Origin of the sequence: Jiangella ureilytica (assembly GCF_004348545.1) — a bacterium.
GTDB lineage: Bacteria > Actinomycetota > Actinomycetes > Jiangellales > Jiangellaceae > Jiangella > Jiangella ureilytica.
The window spans coordinates 1-19717 of record NZ_SMKL01000068.1 but is presented as its reverse complement, the minus strand read 5'-3'; the positions used below and the strand labels follow the sequence as shown (position 1 = coordinate 19717).

At 68.9% G+C, this 19717-nt stretch carries 17 protein-coding genes; 2 read left to right on the top strand and 15 right to left on the bottom strand.

Annotated elements, in window-relative coordinates; genetic code table 11:
* The 13 genes from rpsC to E1212_RS23210 all read right to left on the bottom strand — a co-directional run bounded on the left by rpsC (position 1) and on the right by E1212_RS23210 (position 10330).
* A complete protein-coding gene (gene rpsC / locus E1212_RS23270; protein ID WP_131986899.1) occupies positions 1–864 on the bottom strand; it encodes a 30S ribosomal protein S3 in 864 nt (287 codons plus the stop codon).
* The gene (gene rplV / locus E1212_RS23265) at positions 864–1229 is read right to left on the bottom strand and encodes a 50S ribosomal protein L22 (RefSeq protein WP_131986897.1); all 366 of its coding nucleotides are present in this window, start codon (positions 1227–1229) and stop codon (positions 864–866) included. The genes rpsC and rplV overlap by 1 nt, the downstream gene beginning before the upstream one ends.
* Before the next feature lie 30 nt (positions 1230–1259).
* Positions 1260–1541, bottom strand: coding sequence for a 30S ribosomal protein S19 (gene rpsS, locus E1212_RS23260; RefSeq protein WP_046772620.1), 282 nt, complete (start codon positions 1539–1541; stop codon positions 1260–1262).
* A gap of 17 nt (positions 1542–1558) precedes the next feature.
* Positions 1559–2395, bottom strand: coding sequence for a 50S ribosomal protein L2 (gene rplB, locus E1212_RS23255; protein WP_046772619.1), 837 nt, complete (start codon positions 2393–2395; stop codon positions 1559–1561).
* Positions 2396–2431: 36 nt separating this feature from the next.
* Positions 2432–2737 (bottom strand): 50S ribosomal protein L23, encoded by a 306-nt coding sequence (gene rplW, locus E1212_RS23250; RefSeq protein WP_131986895.1) that lies wholly within the window; start codon positions 2735–2737, stop codon positions 2432–2434.
* Positions 2734–3402, bottom strand: coding sequence for a 50S ribosomal protein L4 (gene rplD / locus E1212_RS23245; protein WP_131986893.1), 669 nt, complete (start codon positions 3400–3402; stop codon positions 2734–2736). Before rplD ends, rplW begins: the two co-directional genes overlap by 4 nt.
* Positions 3399–4076, bottom strand: coding sequence for a 50S ribosomal protein L3 (gene rplC / locus E1212_RS23240; protein ID WP_131986891.1), 678 nt, complete (start codon positions 4074–4076; stop codon positions 3399–3401). The genes rplD and rplC overlap by 4 nt, the downstream gene beginning before the upstream one ends.
* A gap of 13 nt (positions 4077–4089) precedes the next feature.
* On the bottom strand, positions 4090–4398 hold the full coding sequence (gene rpsJ, locus E1212_RS23235; RefSeq protein ID WP_026877498.1) for a 30S ribosomal protein S10: 309 nt from the start codon (positions 4396–4398) through the stop codon (positions 4090–4092).
* 470 nt (positions 4399–4868) lie between these two features.
* Positions 4869–6065, bottom strand: coding sequence for an elongation factor Tu (gene tuf / locus E1212_RS23230; RefSeq protein ID WP_131986889.1), 1197 nt, complete (start codon positions 6063–6065; stop codon positions 4869–4871).
* A gap of 116 nt (positions 6066–6181) precedes the next feature.
* The gene (fusA, locus tag E1212_RS23225; RefSeq protein ID WP_131986887.1) at positions 6182–8287 is read right to left on the bottom strand and encodes an elongation factor G; all 2106 of its coding nucleotides are present in this window, start codon (positions 8285–8287) and stop codon (positions 6182–6184) included.
* A 51-nt stretch (positions 8288–8338) separates the two neighbouring features.
* Positions 8339–8809 carry a 30S ribosomal protein S7 gene (gene rpsG, locus E1212_RS23220; RefSeq protein ID WP_092614269.1) on the bottom strand — a complete coding sequence of 157 codons (471 nt, stop codon included), beginning with the start codon at positions 8807–8809 and terminating at the stop codon, positions 8339–8341.
* Positions 8809–9183, bottom strand: coding sequence for a 30S ribosomal protein S12 (gene rpsL / locus E1212_RS23215; RefSeq protein WP_026877502.1), 375 nt, complete (start codon positions 9181–9183; stop codon positions 8809–8811). The genes rpsG and rpsL overlap by 1 nt, the downstream gene beginning before the upstream one ends.
* Positions 9184–9571: 388 nt before the next feature.
* Positions 9572–10330, bottom strand: a complete 759-nt coding sequence (locus E1212_RS23210) for a hypothetical protein (RefSeq protein ID WP_131986885.1) — start codon at positions 10328–10330, stop codon at positions 9572–9574.
* A gap of 78 nt (positions 10331–10408) precedes the next feature.
* On the opposite strand from E1212_RS23210, the gene E1212_RS23205 reads away from it, so the two are divergent.
* Both E1212_RS23205 and E1212_RS23200 read left to right on the top strand, forming a co-directional pair.
* On the top strand, positions 10409–11347 hold the full coding sequence (locus E1212_RS23205) for an ADP-ribosyltransferase domain-containing protein (protein WP_131986883.1): 939 nt from the start codon (positions 10409–10411) through the stop codon (positions 11345–11347).
* Positions 11314–11511 (top strand): hypothetical protein, encoded by a 198-nt coding sequence (locus E1212_RS23200; protein ID WP_131986881.1) that lies wholly within the window; start codon positions 11314–11316, stop codon positions 11509–11511. The genes E1212_RS23205 and E1212_RS23200 overlap by 34 nt, the downstream gene beginning before the upstream one ends.
* Before the next feature lie 30 nt (positions 11512–11541).
* Here E1212_RS23200 and E1212_RS23195 read toward each other — a convergent pair whose 3' ends face one another.
* Positions 11542–15453: a DNA-directed RNA polymerase subunit beta' gene (locus tag E1212_RS23195; RefSeq protein WP_131986880.1), complete on the bottom strand. Its 3912-nt coding sequence runs from the start codon at positions 15451–15453 to the stop codon at positions 11542–11544.
* Between the two features lie 89 nt (positions 15454–15542).
* Positions 15543–19013, bottom strand: a complete 3471-nt coding sequence (gene rpoB, locus E1212_RS23190; protein ID WP_131986935.1) for a DNA-directed RNA polymerase subunit beta — start codon at positions 19011–19013, stop codon at positions 15543–15545.
* Positions 19014–19717: the final 704 nt, after the last annotated feature.

Here is a 19717-nt window from a genome sequence, read left to right as displayed (position 1 = left end):
TCAACCCTCCTGGCCCGTCGTGGTCGCGGCGTCGGCGGCCGGCGCCTGGGGCGCGGTCGTCTCGGCCGGAGCGGCCTGCGTGGCGGGAGCGTTGTCGCGGTCGCCGCGGCCACCCGGCCGGCGGCGCTCGGGGCGACCGCCGCGGCGGTCACCGCCGCCACCGCCGCCGCGCTGCTGCTGAGCACGGGCCTGGGCGGCCTGCTCAGCGGCGCGCTCGGCGCGGGAGCCGCTCACGTCACCCTTGTAGATCCACACCTTCACGCCGATGCGGCCGAAGGTGGTGCGAGCCTCGTAGAAGCCGTAGTCGACATCGGCGCGCAGGGTGTGCAGCGGAACCCGGCCCTCGCGGTAGAACTCCGAGCGGCTCATCTCGGCGCCGCCGAGACGGCCCGAGCACTGGATCCGGACACCCTTGGCACCGGCACGCATGGTGGTCTGCAGCGCCTTGCGCATCGCGCGGCGGAACGCCACACGAGCGGAGAGCTGCTCGGCCACGCCCTGCGCGACCAGCTGAGCGTTGATCTCGGGCTGCTTCACCTCGAGGACGTTCATCTGGACCTGCTTGCCCGTGAGCTTCTCGAGCTCCGAGCGCAGGCGGTCCGCGCCCACGCCGCGGCGGCCGATGACGATGCCCGGCCGGGCGGTGTGGATGTCGACGCGCACACGGTCGCGGGTGCGCTCGATGTCGACGTGCGAGATGCCGGCGCGCTCCATGCCGTCGGTCATCAGCTTGCGGATGGCCACGTCCTCGGCGATGTAGTCGCGGTAGCGCTGACCCTGGGTCGTGCTGTCGGCGAACCACCGGCTCTTGTGGTCGGTGGAGATACCCAGCCGGAACCCGTGCGGGTTGATCTTCTGACCCACTAGCGGGCCCCTCCCTTCGATGCAGCGATCGACGCCTTGTCGTCGACGATCACGGTGATGTGGCACGTCCGCTTGTTGATGCGGCTCGCACGGCCGTGCGCGCGCGGACGGAACCGCTTCATGGTCGGCCCGTCGTCGACGAACGCCTGCATGATGACGAGCGTCTCGCGCGGTGTGCCGGCGAGGTCGTCGGCGTTCGCGATGGCGCTCTCGAGCACCTTGCGCACCGGCTCGGCGGCCGCTTGCGGGGCGAACCGCAGCAACGCCGAGGCCTCGTCCGCGTCCATACCACGGATCAGGTCCACCACACGGCGCGCCTTCATGGGCGTGACACGGACGAACCGCGCCTGAGCCCTGGCTTCCATCGTTACTCCTCTGTCACTTCGTGGTGGACGTCACCGGCGGCGAGCGCGGCGGTCGTCCTTCTCGTGGCCCTTGAACGTGCGCGTCGGGGCGAACTCGCCGAGCTTGTGCCCGACCATCGCCTCGGTCACGAACACCGGGACGTGCTTGCGGCCGTCGTGCACCGCGATGGTGTGGCCGATCATGTCCGGCACGATCATCGAGCGACGGGACCAGGTCTTGATGACGTTCTTGGTGCCCTTCTCGTTCTGAGCATCGACCTTCTTGGCCAGGTGCTCGTCGACGAAGGGGCCCTTCTTCAGGCTGCGCGGCATCTGTTCCTACTCCCGACTCAGCGCTTCTTGCCGGTCTTGCGACGGCGGACGATCTGACGGTCGCTGGGCTTGTTCTTCCGGCGGGTGCGCCCCTCGGGACGACCGTTCGGGTTGACCGGGTGGCGACCACCGGAGGTCTTGCCCTCACCACCACCGTGCGGGTGGTCGACCGGGTTCATGGCGACACCACGGACCGTCGGGCGCTTGCCCTTCCAGCGCATGCGGCCGGCCTTGCCCCAGTTGATGTTCGACTGCTCGGCGTTGCCGACCTCGCCGACGGTGGCGCGGCAGCGCACGTCGACGTTGCGGATCTCACCGGACGGCATGCGCAGCTGCGCCCACGTGCCCTCCTTGGCCACCAGCTGCACGCTGGCGCCGGCGGAGCGGGCGATCTTGGCGCCGCCGCCGGGCCGCAGCTCGATGGCGTGGACGACCGTACCGACCGGGATGTTGCGCAGCGGCAGGTTGTTGCCGGGCTTGATGTCGGCACCGGGGCCGGCCTCGACCGTCGCGCCCTGGGCCAGGCGGTACGGCGCCAGGATGTAGCGCTTCTCGCCGTCGGCGTAGTGCAGCAGCGCGATGCGCGAGGTGCGGTTCGGGTCGTACTCGATGTGCGCGACCTTCGCCGGCACGCCGTCCTTGTCGGCCCGGCGGAAGTCGACGACCCGGTACTGGCGCTTGTGCCCGCCGCCCTGGTGGCGCGTCGTGATCTTGCCGGAGTTGTTGCGGCCGCCCTTCTTGGGCAGCGGCCGCACCAGCGACTTCTCGGGCGTGGACCGGGTGACCTCGACGAAGTCGGCGACGCTGGAGCCGCGTCGGCCCGGCGTCGTCGGCTTGTACTTACGGATTCCCATTCGTCGTTACCTCAGTAGCTCGTGTCCTGGCCGGCTTCAGCCGACCGGGCCGGAGAAGATGTCGATGCGCTGGCCCTCGGCGACCGTGACGATCGCGCGCTTGGTGTCGGGGCGCTTGCCCACCCCGAAGCGGGTGCGGCGACGCTTGCCCTGGCGGTTCTGGGTGTTGACACCGGTGACCTTGACGTTGAACACCTTCTCGACCGCGATCTTGATCTCGGTCTTGTTCGCGTCAGGGGCGACGACGAAGGTGTACTTGTTCTCATCGAGAAGGCTGTAGCTCTTCTCGGACACGACCGGCACGATGAGGATGTCGCGCGGGTCCCTGCGGTTGACGCTCACTTGGTGTCCTCCCCATCGGAGGTCGTCGTGGCCGTGTCCGATGCGCTGGTGCCCAGGAACGCATCGAGCGCACCCTTGGTGAAGACGATGTCGTCGGCACAGAGCACGTCGTAGGTGTTCAGCTGGTCGGCCACGAGCAGGTGCACCTGCGGCGCGTTGCGCAGGCTCTTCGCCGTGACCTCGTCGCCGCGCTCGACCACGACCAGCACGCTGCGCCGCTCGGTGAGCGACTGCAGGGCCTTCAGCGCGGTCTTGGTGCTCGGGACGTCGCCGTCGACGAAACCGGTAATCACGTGCACGCGGCCGTGGCTCGCCCGGTCCGACAGCGCGCCGCGGAGCGCGGCGGCCTTCATCTTCTTCGGCGTCCGCTGCGAGTAGTCGCGCGGCTGCGGGCCGTGCACGATGCCGCCGCCGGTGAACTGCGGCGCGCGGATCGAGCCCTGGCGGGCGCGGCCGGTGCCCTTCTGGCGGTACGGCTTGGCGCCGCCGCCGGACACCTCGGCGCGGGTCTTCGTGGCGTGCGTGCCCTGGCGGGCCGCGGCCAGCTGCGCCACCACGACCTGGTGGATCAGCGGGACGTTGACCTGGACCTCGAAGACCTCGGCGGGGAGGTCGACGGTGCCGGACTTCTTGCCGGCGGCGTCGAGAACCGTCACGGTGCTCACTTGACGACCCCCTTCGCGGCCGTGCGGACGAAGACGAGGCCGCCGTTGGGGCCGGGCACGGCGCCCTTGAGGAGCAGCAGCCCCTTCTCGGCGTCGATGGCCTGGACCGCGATGTTCTGGGTGGTCATGCGCTCGCCGCCCATGCGGCCGGCCATCTTCATGCCCTTGAACACGCGACCGGGCGTGGCGCAGCCGCCGATGGAGCCCGGCGAGCGGTGCTTGCGCTGCACACCGTGCGAGGCGCGCAGGCCGTGGAAGCCGTGGCGCTTCATGACACCGGCGAAGCCCTTGCCCTTGGTGGTGCCCGTGACGTCGACCTCCTGGCCGGCCTCGAACAGCTCCACCGTCAGCTCCTGGCCGAGGGTGTACTCGGAGGCGTCGGCGGTGCGCAGCTCGGCGACGTAGCGCCGCGGCGTGACGCCGGCGCGGTCGAAGTGACCCTGGGCCGGCTTGGTGACCTTGCGCAGGTTCGGCTGGCCGAAGCCGAGCTGAACCGCGTCGTAGCCGTCCTGCTCAGGCGTGCGGACCTGCGTGACGACGCACGGCCCGGCCTTGATGACGGTGACGGGCACGATGCGGTTGTTCTCGTCCCACACCTGGGTCATGCCGAGCTTCTCGCCCAGCAGGCCCTTGCGCACCGTGGTAGCGGCGGCCTCGGAAGACTGAATACTCATCGTCGGCGGTCCCTCAGAGCTTGATCTCGATGTCGACGCCGGCCGGCAGGTCGAGACGCATGAGCGAGTCGACGGTCTTCGGCGTGGGGTCGATGATGTCGATGAGCCGCTTGTGCGTACGCATCTCGAAGTGCTCGCGGCTGTCCTTGTACTTGTGCGGCGACCGGATGACGCAGTACACGTTCTTCTCGGTAGGCAGCGGCACCGGGCCTGCGACCTGCGCACCCGTGCGCGTCACCGTGTCGACGATCTTGCGCGCCGACGTGTCGATGACCTCGTGGTCATAGGCCTTGAGCCGGATGCGGATCTTCTGTCCCGCCATGGCTGCTTGCGTCCTCACTCTTCGTACTGCTAAGACCCGATCTGAACCAACACTGAGCTGCTGCTCCGCCGACCCCCGCGGTCGGGCGTGTCGCGCCTTTCGGCACAGCACGCCGCAACGAACTCGCTGGTTCATCGGGGTTTGACGGCGACCCGGCCACGCCCCTGAGGCGCAGTGCCGGCCCATCGGAGTTCTTCGTCATGAGGCCCGGTGCATCGCACCGTTCCCGCGCGCACAGCGCAGACGTCGCCCTCCGCCGAGCAACCTGAACAGTATGCCAGATCAGATTGGCTGAGGCCAATCCTGGAGGATCATGCAAGTACCGACGGGCGAATGGGGGCCGGAGTCCCCACGAGCCCTCGGTCCGGGCCCGATGTCGTCCGGAGAACGTTCGTGACCCTTGCATGATCCGACTTCTGCATGTCGAGGTGCGAGGGGCGGCCGAGACGGCCGCCCCTCGCAATGTCGAACTACTTGAGGATCTTGACGACGTTGCCGGCGCCAACGGTCCGGCCACCCTCGCGGATGGCGAACTTCAGACCCTCTTCCATGGCCACCGGCTGGATCAGCGCGACGGTCATGCTGGTGTTGTCGCCCGGCATGACCATCTCGGTGCCCTCGGGCAGCGTGACGACGCCGGTGACGTCCGTGGTCCGGAAGTAGAACTGCGGACGGTAGTTGTTGAAGAACGGCGTGTGCCGGCCACCCTCGTCCTTGGACAGGATGTAGACCTGCGCCTCGAAGTCGGTGTGCGGCGTGTTGCTGCCGGGCTTCACGGCCACCATGCCGCGCTCGACGTCCTCGCGCTTGGTACCGCGGAGCAGCAGGCCGACGTTCTCACCGGCGCGCGCCTCGTCGAGGGTCTTGCGGAACATCTCGACGGCGGTGACGGTGGTCTTCTGGGCCGGGCCGGGACGGATGCCGACGAGCTCGACCTCCTCGTTGGCCTTCAGCACGCCGCGCTCGACGCGGCCGGTGACGACCGTGCCACGACCGGTGATGGTGAAGACGTCCTCGATCGGCATGAGGAAGGGCTTCTCGATGTCGCGCACCGGGTCCGGCACGTTCTCGTCGACGGCCTCCATGAGGTCCTCGACCGTCTTGACCCACTCGGCGTCGCCCTCGAGCGCCTTCAGCGCCGAGACCTTGACCACGGGGACGTCGTCGCCCGGGAACTCGTACTCGGAGAGCAGCTCGCGCACCTCGAGCTCGACGAGCTCGAGGATCTCCTCGTCGTCGACCATGTCGGCCTTGTTCAGCGCGACCAGGATGTACGGCACGCCGACCTGGCGGGCCAGCAGCACGTGCTCCTTGGTCTGCGGCATCGGGCCGTCGGTGGCCGCGACCACCAGGATGGCGCCGTCCATCTGCGCCGCACCGGTGATCATGTTCTTGATGTAGTCGGCGTGACCCGGCGCGTCGACGTGCGCGTAGTGGCGCTTGTCGGTCTGGTACTCGACGTGCGCGATGTTGATCGTGATACCGCGCTGCTTCTCCTCCGGCGCCTTGTCGATGTCGTCGAACGGAGTGGCCTCGTTCAGGTCCGGGTACTTCTCGTGCAGCACCTTGGTGATGGCAGCCGTGAGCGTGGTCTTGCCGTGGTCGACGTGACCGATGGTGCCGATGTTGACGTGCGGCTTGGTCCGCTCGAACTTCGCCTTAGCCACTGTGGGGTCCTCCTGTGGACGTCGTACGTTGCCGATTCCCGCTGGTGCGGTGTGTTCGGCTAGCTGTTCTGGTCGGGATTGCTCTTGGTGCCGGGCCGGGTGAAGACCCGGAGAGATTACTCTCCCCGGACCTTCTTGATGATCTCTTCCGCCACGTTCCGAGGAACCTCGGCGTAGGAGTCGAACTGCATCGAGTAGCTCGCCCGGCCCTGGGTCTTGCTGCGGAGGTCACCGACGTAGCCGAACATCTCCGACAGCGGGACCAGCGCCTTGACGATGCGCTGGCCGGCACGCTCCTCCATGGCCTGGATCTGGCCACGGCGGGAGTTGAGGTCGCCGATGACTTCGCCCATGTAGTCCTCGGGCGTCGACACCTCGACCTCGAACATCGGCTCGAGCAGCACCGGGTCGGCGCGCCGAGCAGCTTCCTTGAACGCCATGGAACCGGCGATCTTGAAGGCCAGCTCCGAAGAGTCGACCTCGTGGTACGCACCGTCGCGCAGCGTCACCTTGACGTCGACCAGCGGGTAGCCGGCGACGACACCGAACTCCATCGCCTCCTGCGCACCCGCGTCGACCGACGGGATGTACTCGCGCGGGACGCGGCCACCGGTGACCGCGTTCACGAACTCGTAGCCGCCGTCGCCCTCGCCGCCCGTGGGCTCGATGTCGATGATGACGCGCGCGAACTGGCCGGATCCACCGGTCTGCTTCTTGTGGGTGTACTCGACCTTCTCGACCTTGCGGCGGATGGTCTCGCGGTACGCCACCTGAGGCTTGCCGACGTTGGCCTCGACCTTGAACTCGCGCTTCATGCGGTCGACCAGGATCTCGAGGTGGAGCTCGCCCATGCCCGAGATGATGGTCTGGCCGGTGTCATCGTCGGTGCGGACCTGGAAGGTCGGGTCCTCGTCGGCGAGGCGCTGGATCGCGGTGCCCAGCTTCTCCTGGTCGCTCTTCGTCTTCGGCTCGATGGCCACCGAGATGACGGGCGCCGGGAACTTCATCGACTCGAGGATGACCGGCTGGGCGGAGTCGGACAGCGTGTCGCCGGTGGTGGTGTTCTTCAGCCCCATGACGGCGACGATCTGGCCGGCGCTGGCCTTCTCGATCTCCTCGCGCTTGTTCGCGTGCATCCGGTAGATCTTGCCGATGCGCTCCCTGTTGCCCTTGGTGCTGTTCAGCACCATGGTCCCGGTGGTCAGCGTGCCCGAGTAGACCCGGACGAACGTGAGCTTGCCGAGGTGCGGGTCGGCCATGATCTTGAACGCCAGCGACGACAGCGGAGCGTCTTCCTCGGGCTCGCGGACGACGATCGCTTCCTCGTCGCCCATGGCGTGGCCCTCGACCGAGCCGACGTCGACCGGCGACGGCAGGTAGCGCACGACGGCGTCGAGCATGGGCTGCACGCCCTTGTTCTTGAACGCCGAACCGGTGAGCACCGGGGTGAGGTTGCCGGCGATGGTGGCGCGGCGGATCGCGGCGATGAGCTCGTCGCGATCGGGCTCCTTGCCCTCGAGGTACAGCTCCATCATCGCCTCGTCGTTCTCGGCGATGGTCTCGAGCAGGCGGTCGCGCCACTCCTGGGCGGCCTCGGTGTGCGTGTCCGGGATGTCGACGGTGTCGTACATCTCGCCCAGCGGCGTCTCGGCCGACCAGACCAGAGCCTTCATGTCGACGAGGTCGACGAGGCCGCGGAAGTCCGCCTCGGCGCCGATCGGCAGCTGCAGCACCAGCGGGGTGGCCTTGAGCCGCGACACGATCATGTCGACGCAGCGGTGGAACTCGGCACCCGTGCGGTCGAGCTTGTTGACGAAGCAGATGCGCGGGACGCCGTACTTGTTGGCCTGGTGCCAGACGGTCTCGGACTGCGGCTCGACGCCGGCGACGCCGTCGAATACGGCGACCGCGCCGTCGAGGACGCGCAGCGACCGCTCGACCTCGACCGTGAAGTCGACGTGGCCGGGCGTGTCGATGATGTTGATGGTGTGGCCGTCCCACTCGCAGGTGGTCGCGGCCGACGTGATGGTGATGCCGCGTTCCTGCTCCTGCTCCATCCAGTCCATGGTGGCTGCGCCATCGTGGACCTCACCGATCTTGTAATTGATACCGGTGTAGTAGAGGATCCGCTCGGTGGTGGTGGTCTTGCCGGCGTCGATGTGGGCCATGATGCCGATGTTGCGGACCTTGGCCAGATCGAGCTTGCGGAGGTCGGTCGCCATGTGCGTGCGTTCGCTTCCTTATATGCGGTCTCGTCGACTCGGCTGCCGCGACTACCAGCGGTAGTGCGCGAACGCCTTGTTCGACTCGGCCATCTTGTGGGTGTCCTCGCGACGCTTCACGCTGGCACCCAGGCCGTTGGAGGCGTCGAGGATCTCGTTCATCAGCCGCTCCGTCATGGTCTTCTCACGACGGGCGCGGGAGTAGCTGACCAGCCAGCGCAGGGCCAGTGTGGTGCTGCGGCCGGCGCGCACCTCGATGGGCACCTGGTAGGTCGCGCCACCGACGCGGCGGCTGCGGACCTCGAGGGTCGGCTTGACGTTGTCGAGCGCGCGCTTGAGCGTGACGACGGGGTCGGTGCCGGTCTTCTCACGGCAGCCCTCGAGGGCGCCATGGACGATGCCCTCGGCGATGGACTTCTTGCCGTCCTCGAGCACCTTGTTGACCAGCTGCGTGACCAGCGGCGACCCGTAGACGGGGTCGACGACGACCGGCCGCTTGGGAGCGGGACCCTTACGCGGCATCAGCTCTTCTCCTTCTTCGCACCGTAGCGGCTGCGCGCCTGCTTGCGGTTCTTGACGCCCTGGGTGTCGAGCGAACCGCGGATGATCTTGTACCGGACGCCCGGGAGGTCCTTCACACGGCCGCCGCGCACGAGCACCATGGAGTGCTCCTGCAGGTTGTGGCCGACGCCGGGGATGTATGCGGTGACCTCGATCTGGCTGGTCAGCTTGACACGGGCGACCTTGCGAAGAGCCGAGTTCGGCTTCTTCGGCGTCGTGGTGTACACACGCGTGCACACGCCGCGACGCTGCGGGCTGCCCTTGAGCGCCGGGGTCTTGTTCTTGGCGACCTTGTCCTGGCGGCCCTTGCGGACCAACTGCTGGATCGTAGGCACTACGTCTCCGTGTCCTCTGCTTCGTCGAACTGCCTCGACTGGTCTGGTTTCCGGGGATCACACCGCCCGCTTGCCTGGCGTCTGCGCAGGTGGGAGGTGCCTTACGGCGACCCCCGCGGTCGGGCGTGTCGGCCCGGCCCCACGCCGCACGATCAGGCTCCCGATCGGTGTGGTCGGTAGATCCGTCCGGTATGCGCCGGCTTCAATCGCCGGGCGCGCCGGATTGCCCGGAGCAGTCCAGGCACGGAGATTGAGGTTACCCGGTCGAGGGTACCCAGGTCAAAGTGGATGCCGCTGCTCAACGGAAGAGGTCAGGCGACCATAACGCACCGGTTTCGTCGACGTCACGCCTCCACGCCGCGCCGCCCGCACGAACCGCCCGCCGCCGTCAGCAGCGGTAGCCGCCGTCGGCCAGGCCGGCCTCGCGTTCCAGCGGGTGCTCGCACGGCTTCCGGGGATCGTGCCGGATGACATACTCCCAGATGAACCGGACGTAGCCGTAGCGGGCCCACTGCTCGGAGTGGATCCGCTCGTGGCGCAGCAGCCGGGCCAGACTCGGCGCACCGGACCCCGGCGGGCGGCCGCCGGACTCCACCGTCGTGCGCAGCACCTCGGCGGGGTCGTCGTGCGAGCCGTTCACCAGGTAGATCTCGCCCCAGGTGGTGCCGCCGCGGGCCGCGAACCAGTCGACGGGGTTGGGCACGGCCCGCAGCGCCCGCCGGCCGGCCGCCGCCATCATCGTCCCCTCGGGCGTGGCCACCAGGGCACCGCGCCTGACCGCCGTCCCGGCGTCGCCGGCGTTGAGGCCGAACAGCCCGGTGTACGACCAGGTGTTGCGGTCGCGGCGCGGGTCGCTGAGACTCGGTCGGCCGCCGTTGAGCAGCTCGGCCAGCCGGGCCAGCTCGCGGGCCCGGCGGGCGTCGTCGACGCGCACGTACGGCCGGCCATCGGGACCCCGCCAGACCGTCCGCGCGGCGAGCGGCTCGAACGTGCCCGCGGTGACGCCCTCGTCGCGGGCCCGGCCGGGCACCTGCTCCGGGGTGAGCCCCGACGCCAGCGTCCACCGGATCCACTCGCGGTAGAGCGCGCCGGGCTCGCCGCTCAGCAGGCCGGCGTCGCGCAGCAGCGCGACGGTCGGCTCGGTCATCGGTCCTCCTCGGCGTGGCGGCGCCAAATCCTACTGGGCGGTGTCACATTCGGGCCGCGGGAACCACCCATAGGAGGTGTGGTCCTCTCGTCCTCCGCGCGACCGGTACGGTCCGCCGCCCGCGGGCTGGCGGAGCTGTCCGATGTGGTTCACGACGGCGCCGGCGCGCTCGCCGCGGCGGTGCTGTCCCGCGCCCAGCTCGTCGGCCGCGTGGCCGGTCCGGCGCTGTCTCCGTCCCAGCACCACGTCCTGCGCGCGGCCGCCGCCGCCATGGCGCAGACCGTCACCACCGCCGCCGAGCAGGTGACCCTGACCCTCGACGCCACCACCGACGCTCTGGAAGAGCTGCTCGGCCCCGCGCAGCACAGCAGCCGCGGCACCCGGCCGGGGCCGGGGGCGCGGGGAGTCCGGCCAGGGTTCGGCCGGGCATCGGAGGTGAGGGACGAGCCGGAGCGAGCGGGAACGGCCTCCCCGCACCCCCGGCTCCACGCCCACGGCGCCGCGCACCTCACCCCGGCGCAGCTCCGAGCCCTGCACTTCTACACCACGGTCGAGGGCGTCGAGGAGATCAATCGGCACCTGCGGCGGCCGCGAGACACCCCCGCGGAGCGGCGCGACGACCTGCAGCGGCTGGTCGACGACGCCGTCGCCGGGCTGGCGGCGCTGCCGCGCTTCGACGGCGTCTCCTACCGCGGCACCACGCTGCCGGCGGCCGATCTCCCCCGCTGGCGGCCGGGCGCCGTCGTCGCCGACCGCGGGTTCGCCAGCTCGTCGGCCAGCGCGCCGGTGGCCGAGGCGTTCCGGCGCGGCGGCAACGCGTTCATCACCATCGCCGGCCGCACGGGCGCCGACATCCGGTCGCTCTCGTTCTTCGCGCACGAGGCCGAGGTGCTGTTCGCCCCCGGCACGCGGTTCCGCGTGATCGGGCGCTCGTGGGACCATCGGCGCGAGTGCTGGAGCTTCCAGATCGAGGAGGTGACGGGATGCGCTTCGACCGCGCCACCTACGACGCGCTGAGCGACGAGGAGAAGGACCTCTACCTGCAGGCGGTCCGCGACGCCCAGCAGGACGTCGACCCGCCGACGGGCGAGATCGCGCCCGAGAAGGGCGACAGCCACGAGGGCTTCGAGGTCGTCGACGACCCCGGGAATGACGACGGCGCCGCCACCCGCGAGGGGTGACGGCGCCGCCGATCAGTGACGCCGGACTCGTCAGTTGTACGAGCCGAAGTCGTAGTCCTCGAGACGCACGGCCTCGCCGGACCCCTGGCCGAACTCGTAGTCGGAGTAGTCGGCGCCGTAGTCGACCATGGAGTACATGGCGGCCTTGGCCTCCTCGGTCGGCTCGACCCGCAGGTTGCGGTAGCGGGGCAGGCCCGTACCGGCCGGGATCAGCTTGCCGAGGATGACGTTCTCCTTCAGGCCGATCAGCGGGTCGGACTTGGCGTTGATGGCCGCCTCCGTGAGTACCCGCGTGGTCTCCTGGAACGACGCCGCCGACAGCCACGAGTCGGTGGCCAGCGACGCCTTGGTGATGCCCATCAGCTGCGGGCGACCCGACGCCGGCTGACCGCTCTCGGCCACCGAGCGACGGTTCTCCTCCTCGAACCGCGACCGCTCGACCAGCTCGCCGGGGAGCAGGTCGGTGGTGCCGCTCTCGAGCACCGTGATCCGGCGCAGCATCTGCCGCACGATGATCTCGATGTGCTTGTCGTGGATGGACACACCCTGCGACCGGTAGACCTCCTGGACCTGGTCGGTCAGGAAGACCTGGACCGCCCGCTGGCCCTGGACCCGCAGCACGTCGTGCGGGTCGGCCGTGCCGGAGTGCAGCAGCTCGCCGACCTCGACGTGGTCGCCGTCCTGGACACGCCACTGGGCGATGCCCGGGGCGCGCCGGTTGGTCCACTCGAACACACGCCGCGACAGCGGGAACGACTGCTCCTCGCCGCCGTCGTCGGGGACGATGACCGCGTGGGCGCCCTTGGCGTCCTCTTCGATGCGGACCCGGCCGGCGGTCTCCGCGAGCGGAGCCTTGCCCTTCGGGGCACGCGCCTCGAACAGCTCGACCACACGCGGCAGGCCGTGCGTGATGTCCTCACCGGCGACACCGCCGGTGTGGAACGTCCGCATGGTCAGTTGGGTGCCGGGCTCGCCGATGGACTGGGCGGCGATGATGCCGACCGCCTCGCCCACGTCGACGAGCTTGCCCGACGCCAGCGACCGGCCGTAGCACATGGCGCAGACGCCGGTCTTGCTCTCGCAGGTCAGGACGCTGCGGACGCGGACCTTCTCGACGCCCGCGGCCACCAGGCGGCCGATCTCGACGTCGCCGAGGTCGTCACCGGCCGACGCCACCTTGGTGCCGTCGGGCGCCACGACGTCCTCGACCAGCGAGCGCGCGTAGACCGAGGTCTCGACGTGCTCGTCGGTGACGAGACGGCCGTCGGCGCCGGCCGCGGCGATCGGCAGCGACAGACCACGCTCGGTGCCGCAGTCGACCTCGCGGATGATGACGTCCTGGGAGACGTCGACCAGACGACGGGTCAGGTAACCGGAGTCGGCGGTCCGCAGCGCGGTGTCGGCCAGACCCTTGCGGGCGCCGTGCGTCGAGATGAAGAACTCGACGACGGACAGACCCTCGCGGAAGCTCGCCTTGATGGGCCGCGGGATGGTCTCACCCTTGGGGTTGGCGACCAGGCCGCGCATGCCCGCCAGCTGGCGGATCTGCATCCAGTTACCACGGGCACCGGAGGTGACCATGATGTTGATGGCGTTCTCCGAGGTGAACGCCGCCCGCATGGCCTCGTCGACCGCGTTGGTGGCGTCGGTCCAGATGTCGATGAGCTCCTCGCGCCGCTCGCCGTCGGAGATGACGCCGCGGGCGAAGTTGCGCTCGACCTTCTCGGCCTTGGCCTCGTAGTCCTCGAGGATGTGCGCCTTGGTGGGCGGCGCCATGACGTCGTCGAACGAGACCGTCACGCCGGACCGGGTGGCCCAGTGGAAGCCGATCTCCTTCAGCGCGTCGAGGGTGGCCGCCACCTGGATCTTCGGGTACCGCTCGGCGAGGTCGTTGACGATGCTGCCGAGGCGCTTCTTGTCCACGACGGCGTCGACGAACGGGTAGTCGAGCGGCAGCGCCTCGTTGAACAGCGCCCGGCCCAGGGTGGTGCGCAGCGTCAGCGGCTGCCCGGTCTCCCAGTCCTCCGGAGCCTCGAAGCCCGCCGGCGGCACGACGTCGTTCACGCGGATGGTGATCGGCGCCTGCAGCGACAGCTCGCCGCGGTCGAAGGCCGCGATGCCCTCGGCGACGGACGAGAAGGCCCGGCCCTCGCCGGTCTGGTCGCCCCGGTCCGAGGTCAGGAAGAAGATGCCCAGCACCATGTCCTGCGTCGGCATGGTGACCGGCCGGCCGTCGGCCGGCTTGAGGATGTTGTTGCTGGACAGCATCAGGACGCGGGCCTCGGCCTGCGCCTCGGCCGACAGCGGCAGGTGCACGGCCATCTGGTCGCCGTCGAAGTCGGCGTTGAACGCCGTGCAGACGAGCGGGTGGATCTGGATGGCCTTGCCCTCGATCAGCTGCGGCTCGAACGCCTGGATACCGAGACGGTGCAGCGTCGGAGCCCGGTTCAGCAGGACCGGGTGCTCGGCGATGACCTCCTCGAGAACGTCCCAGACGACCGGGCGGGCGCGCTCGACCATGCGCTTCGCGCTCTTGATGTTCTGCGCGTGCGACAGGTCGACCAGCCGCTTCATGACGAACGGCTTGAACAGCTCGATCGCCATGCCCTTCGGCAGGCCGCACTGGTGCAGCTTGAGCTGCGGGCCGACGACGATGACCGAACGGCCCGAGTAGTCGACGCGCTTGCCCAGCAGGTTCTGGCGGAACCGGCCCTGCTTGCCCTTGAGCATGTCGGAGATCGACTTCAGCGGGCGGTTGCCGGGACCCGTGACGGGACGGCCGCGGCGGCCGTTGTCGAACAGCGCGTCCACGGACTCCTGGAGCATCCGCTTCTCGTTGTTGACGATGATCTCGGGCGCGCCGAGGTCGAGCAGCCGCTTGAGCCGGTTGTTCCGGTTGATGACCCGGCGGTAGAGGTCGTTCAGGTCGCTGGTCGCGAACCGGCCGCCGTCGAGCTGCACCATGGGGCGCAGGTCCGGCGGGATGACCGGGACGGCGTCGAGCACCATGCCGCGGGGGTCGTTCTTCGTCGTCAGGAACGGCGAGACGACCTTGAGCCGCTTGAGCGCACGCGTCTTCTTCTGGCCCTTGCCGGTGCGGATGAGGTCGCGCAGCTTGTCGGCCTCGGCCTCGAGGTCGAAGCCGTCGATGCGCTCCTTGATGGCCTGCGCGCCCATGCCGCCGCGGAAGTACTGGCCGAAGCGGTCGCGCATCTCGCGGTACAGCAGCTCGTCGCCCTCGAGGTCCTGGACCTTGAGGTTGCGGAAGCGGTCCCAGACGGCGTTGAGCCGGTCGATCTCGGCCTCCGCGCGCTTGCGCAGCTGGCTCATCTCGCGCTCGGCCGACTCCTTGACCTTGCGGCGCGCGTCGCCCTTGGCGCCCTCGGCCTCGAGCTCGGCGAGGTCGGCCTCGAGCTTCTTGGCGCGCGTCTCGATGTCGGCGTCGCGGCGCTGCTCGATCTGCTTGCGCTCCACGTCGATCTGGCCCTCGAGCGACGAGAGGTCGCGGTGGCGCGCCTCCTCGTCGACCCAGGTGATCATGTAGGCCGCGAAGTAGATGACCTTCTCGAGGTCCTTCGGGGCGAGGTCGAGCAGGTAGCCCAGCCGCGACGGCACACCCTTGAAGTACCAGATGTGCGTGACGGGGGCGGCCAGCTCGATGTGGCCCATCCGCTCGCGGCGCACCTTGGCGCGCGTGACCTCGACGCCACAGCGCTCACAGATGATGCCCTTGAAGCGGACGCGCTTGTACTTGCCGCAGTAGCACTCCCAGTCGCGGGTGGGACCGAAGATCTTCTCGCAGAAGAGCCCGTCCTTCTCCGGCTTCAGAGTGCGGTAGTTGATCGTCTCAGGCTTCTTGACCTCGCCGTGCGACCACTCGCGAATGTTGTCGGCGGTCGCGAGGCCGATGCGTAGCTCGTCGAAGAAATTGACGTCGAGCACGTGTGTCCTTCTCTCGCTCAGATGATGCAGGTCTGTGGTGGCCGGCGGAAATGGGAGACCGGGTCAGAAAGCCCGGTCTCCCACCACCGTCAGACCTCTTCGACGCTGCTCGGCTCGCGCCGGGACAGGTCGATTCCGAGTTCTTCTGCCGCGCGGAACACGTCCTCGTCGGTCTCGCGCATCTCGATCTGGGACCCGTCGCTGGAGAGCACCTCGACGTTGAGGCACAACGCCTGCATCTCCTTGAAGAGCACCTTGAACGACTCGGGGATACCGGACTCGGGGATGTTCTCGCCCTTGACGATGGCCTCGTAGACCTTGACGCGGCCGGGAACGTCGTCGGACTTGATGGTGAGCAGCTCCTGCAGCGCGTAGGCGGCGCCGTAGGCCTGGAGCGCCCAGACCTCCATCTCACCGAAGCGCTGGCCGCCGAACTGCGCCTTGCCACCCAGCGGCTGCTGCGTGACCATCGAGTACGGGCCGGTCGAGCGCGCGTGGATCTTGTCGTCGACGTGGTGGTTGAGCTTCAGGATGTACATGTAGCCCACCGCCACCGGCTTCGGGAACGGCTCACCGGACCGGCCGTCGAACAGCTGGGCCTTGCCGTCGCCACCCACCAGGCGGACGCCGTCGCGCGTCTTGAGCGTCGACCCGAGCAGGCCGGCGATCTCGTCCTCGCGCGCACCGTCGAAGACCGGCGTGGCGACCTTGGTGTTGGCCGGAGCCTCGCCGGCGCCGATGCCGCGCAGCCGGGTCTTCCACTCCTCGTCGTCGCCCTCGACCTCCCAGCCGGTCTTGGCCACCCACCCGAGGTGGGTCTCCATGACCTGGCCGAGGTTCATGCGGCTCGGGACGCCGAGCGGGTTCAGCACCATGTCGACCGCGGTGCCGTCCTCGAGGAACGGCATGTCCTCGACCGGGAGGATCTTGGCGATGACGCCCTTGTTGCCGTGCCGGCCGGCGAGCTTGTCGCCGTCCTGGATCTTGCGCATCTGGGCGATGTAGACGCGGACCAGCTGGTTGACACCCGGCGGGAGCTCGTCGCCCTCGTCGCGGTCGAACACCCGGACGCCGATGACCTTGCCGGACTCGCCGTGCGGCACCTTCAGCGAGGTGTCGCGGACCTCGCGCGCCTTCTCACCGAAGATCGCGCGGAGCAGCCGCTCCTCGGGGGTCAGCTCGGTCTCGCCCTTGGGCGTGACCTTGCCGACGAGGATGTCGCCGTTGGTGACCTCGGCGCCGATCCGGATGATGCCGCGCTCGTCGAGGTCGGCCAGGACCTCGTCGGACACGTTCGGGATGTCGCGCGTGATCTCCTCGGGGCCCAGCTTGGTGTCGCGGGCGTCGACCTCGTGCTCCTCGATCTTGATCGAGGTGAGGACGTCGTCCTGGATGAGCCGCTGCGAGATGACGATGGCGTCCTCGTAGTTGTGGCCCTCCCACGACATGAACGCGACCAGCAGGTTCTTGCCCAGCGCCATCTCACCGAGCTCGGTGGACGGGCCGTCGGCGATGACCTGCCCGGCGAGCACGCGCTGGCCTTCGTCGACGATCGGCTTCTGGTTGATGCAGGAGCCGGCGTTGGAGCGGCGGAACTTGGCCAGCTGGTACGTCTGGTACGTGCCGTCGTCGGCCATGATCGTGACGTAGTCGGCCGACAGCTCGGTGACCACGCCGTCCTTCTCGGCCAGGATGACGTCGCCGGCGTCCTCGGCCGCGTGCGACTCCATGCCGGTGCCGACCAGCGGCGACTCGGAACGGAGCAGCGGCACGGCCTGGCGCTGCATGTTGGAGCCCATGAGCGCGCGGTTGGCGTCGTCGTGCTCGAGGAACGGGATCATCGCAGTGGCGACGGAGACCATCTGCCGCGGCGACACGTCCATATAGTCGACCTGCTCGCCCGGCACGGTCTCGATCTCGCCGCCGCGCTTACGGACCAGGACCTTGTCCTCGGCGAAGCCGTTGTCTTCGGTCAGCGGCGCGTTGGCCTGCGCGATGACGCGACGGTCCTCTTCGTCGGCGCTGAGGTACTCGATGTCGTCGGTGACGCGGGCGTTGACGACCTTCCGGTACGGCGTCTCGATGAACCCGAACGCGTTGATGCGCCCGTAGGTGGCCAGCGAGCCGATGAGGCCGATGTTCGGGCCCTCAGGGGTCTCGATGGGGCACATGCGGCCGTAGTGCGACGGGTGGACGTCGCGGACCTCCATGCCGGCGCGCTCACGCGACAGACCACCCGGGCCGAGGGCCGAGAGACGACGCTTGTGCGTCAGGCCCGCCAGCGGGTTGGTCTGGTCCATGAACTGCGACAGCTGCGAGGTGCCGAAGAACTCCTTGATGGCCGCCACGACCGGGCGGATGTTGATCAGGGTCTGCGGCGTGATGGCCTCGACGTCCTGCGTGGTCATGCGCTCGCGGACGACGCGCTCCATGCGGGACAGACCGGTGCGCACCTGGTTCTGGATGAGCTCGCCGACCGTGCGCAGGCGACGGTTGCCGAAGTGGTCGATGTCGTCGACCTCGACCGGGACCGTGAGGTCGCCGTTCGTCAGCTCCGTCTCGCCGGCGTGCAGCCGCACCAGGTAGCGCAGCGTGCCGATGATGTCGTCGATGGTCAGCGTGCTCTGGTCGAGCGGCAGGTCGAGTCCGAGCTTCTTGCCCAGCTTGTAGCGCCCCACCTTGGCCAGGTCGTAGCGCTTCGGGTTGAAGTAGGCGTTCTCGAGCAGCTGCTGCGCGGCCTCGCGCGTGGGCGGCTCGCCCGGGCGCATCTTCCGGTAGATGTCGAGCAGCGCCTCGTCCTGGGTGGTGGTGTGGTCCTTCTCCAGGGTGGCGCGCATCGACTCGTAGTCGCCGAACTCCTCGAGGATCTGCTCGTTGGTCCAGCCCATGGCCTTGAGCAGCACGGTGACGTTCTGCTTGCGCTTGCGGTCGAGACGGACGCCGACCATGTCGCGCTTGTCGATCTCGAACTCGAGCCACGCACCCCGCGACGGGATGACCTTGGCCGTGTAGATGTCCTTGTCGGAGGTCTTGTCGAGCGACCGCTCGAAGTAGACGCCCGGCGACCGCACCAGCTGCGACACGACGACACGCTCGGTGCCGTTGACGATGAACGTCCCCTTGGGCGTCATGAGCGGGAAGTCGCCCATGAACACGGTCTGGGACTTGATCTCGCCGGTCTCGTTGTTGATGAACTCGGCGGTGACGAACAGCGGCGCGGAGTACGTGAAGTCGCGCATCTTGCACTCGTCGATGCTGTTCTTGGGGTCCTCGAAACGAGGGTTCGAGAACGACAGCGACATGGTCGCCGAGAAGTCCTCGATGGGGCTGATCTCGTCGAGGATCTCCTGCAGACCCGACGTCGTGTTGACGTCTGTACGCCCCTCCGCCTCGGCGGCGGCGACACGCGCCTGCCAGCGCTCGTTGCCGAGCAGCCAGTCGAAGCTGTCTATCTGAAGGGCGAGAAGGTTCGGAACGTCGAGAGGTTCGCGAATCTTGGCAAAGGAGATGCGACGCGAGACATTGGGGCCAGCAGTGGTGGTGGGCGTGACGGCCAACAGGGGTCCTTCCGAGGGCACACGGTCGGAATGCACGCGCAGTCCTCAACCCAAGCGGGCAGCATCGGCGAAGGGCAGCGCAAAGCTGCAGTCTAACCCAAAGGGCACACTGCTGTCGAGTGGTCAGCCACTCCGCGCTTCCTTCTGTCTCGCATCCCCCACCCCGCTGCCAGATCAGCATCTCGTCACGAGGTCGCCCACGTCAAGCACCGACGCTCCCGAAATCCCGGGAGTCTCCCCTGTTTTGCCGCATTCGCGGTGCTCAGAGGCTGATCGACAACTCATCCGAACGTACGATCCAGTAGTGCGACGGGTGGTCCGGACGGCCGGCGCAGGGACCTCGGGCGGGCGGACGGCGGGCGGCTGGAGCCGGCCCGCGTTCGCTGGGGGCGAACGAATGCCCGCCCGTTCCCACCTTCCGGACGGCCGCACGGACGGCGAGGACCATGATCATGACGGCATCGTCGTCGCCGGAGCGGCACGAACCCGCCCATGATCACGGTTCTCGGCACGATGTCACCGATTCCCGCGGCCGGGTGTCACCGATCGGCCTCGGCCGCCCGGATTCGGCCCGATCCGCCTCGGCCTGGACCGCCCGATTCCACTCGCCTCGGCCTCGGCCGCCCGGGTCCCGATCCATTCGCCTCGGCCTGGGCCGCCCGATTCCCGATCCACTCGCCTCGGCCTGGGCCTGCCCGCCCTTGACC

Coding starts and splice junctions, on each gene's coding strand:
- rpsG (WP_092614269.1), bottom strand. CDS start 8,809: ATGCCGCGTAAGGGTCCCGCTCCCAAGCGGCCGGTCGTCGTCGACCCC.
- rplV (WP_131986897.1), bottom strand. CDS start 1,229: ATGGAAGCCAGGGCTCAGGCGCGGTTCGTCCGTGTCACGCCCATGAAG.
- E1212_RS23210 (WP_131986885.1), bottom strand. CDS start 10,330: ATGACCGAGCCGACCGTCGCGCTGCTGCGCGACGCCGGCCTGCTGAGC.
- rplB (WP_046772619.1), bottom strand. CDS start 2,395: ATGGGAATCCGTAAGTACAAGCCGACGACGCCGGGCCGACGCGGCTCC.
- rpsS (WP_046772620.1), bottom strand. CDS start 1,541: ATGCCGCGCAGCCTGAAGAAGGGCCCCTTCGTCGACGAGCACCTGGCC.
- fusA (WP_131986887.1), bottom strand. CDS start 8,287: ATGGCGACCGACCTCCGCAAGCTCGATCTGGCCAAGGTCCGCAACATC.
- rplC (WP_131986891.1), bottom strand. CDS start 4,076: ATGAGTATTCAGTCTTCCGAGGCCGCCGCTACCACGGTGCGCAAGGGC.
- E1212_RS23200 (WP_131986881.1), top strand. CDS start 11,314: ATGCGCTTCGACCGCGCCACCTACGACGCGCTGAGCGACGAGGAGAAG.
- rpsJ (WP_026877498.1), bottom strand. CDS start 4,398: ATGGCGGGACAGAAGATCCGCATCCGGCTCAAGGCCTATGACCACGAG.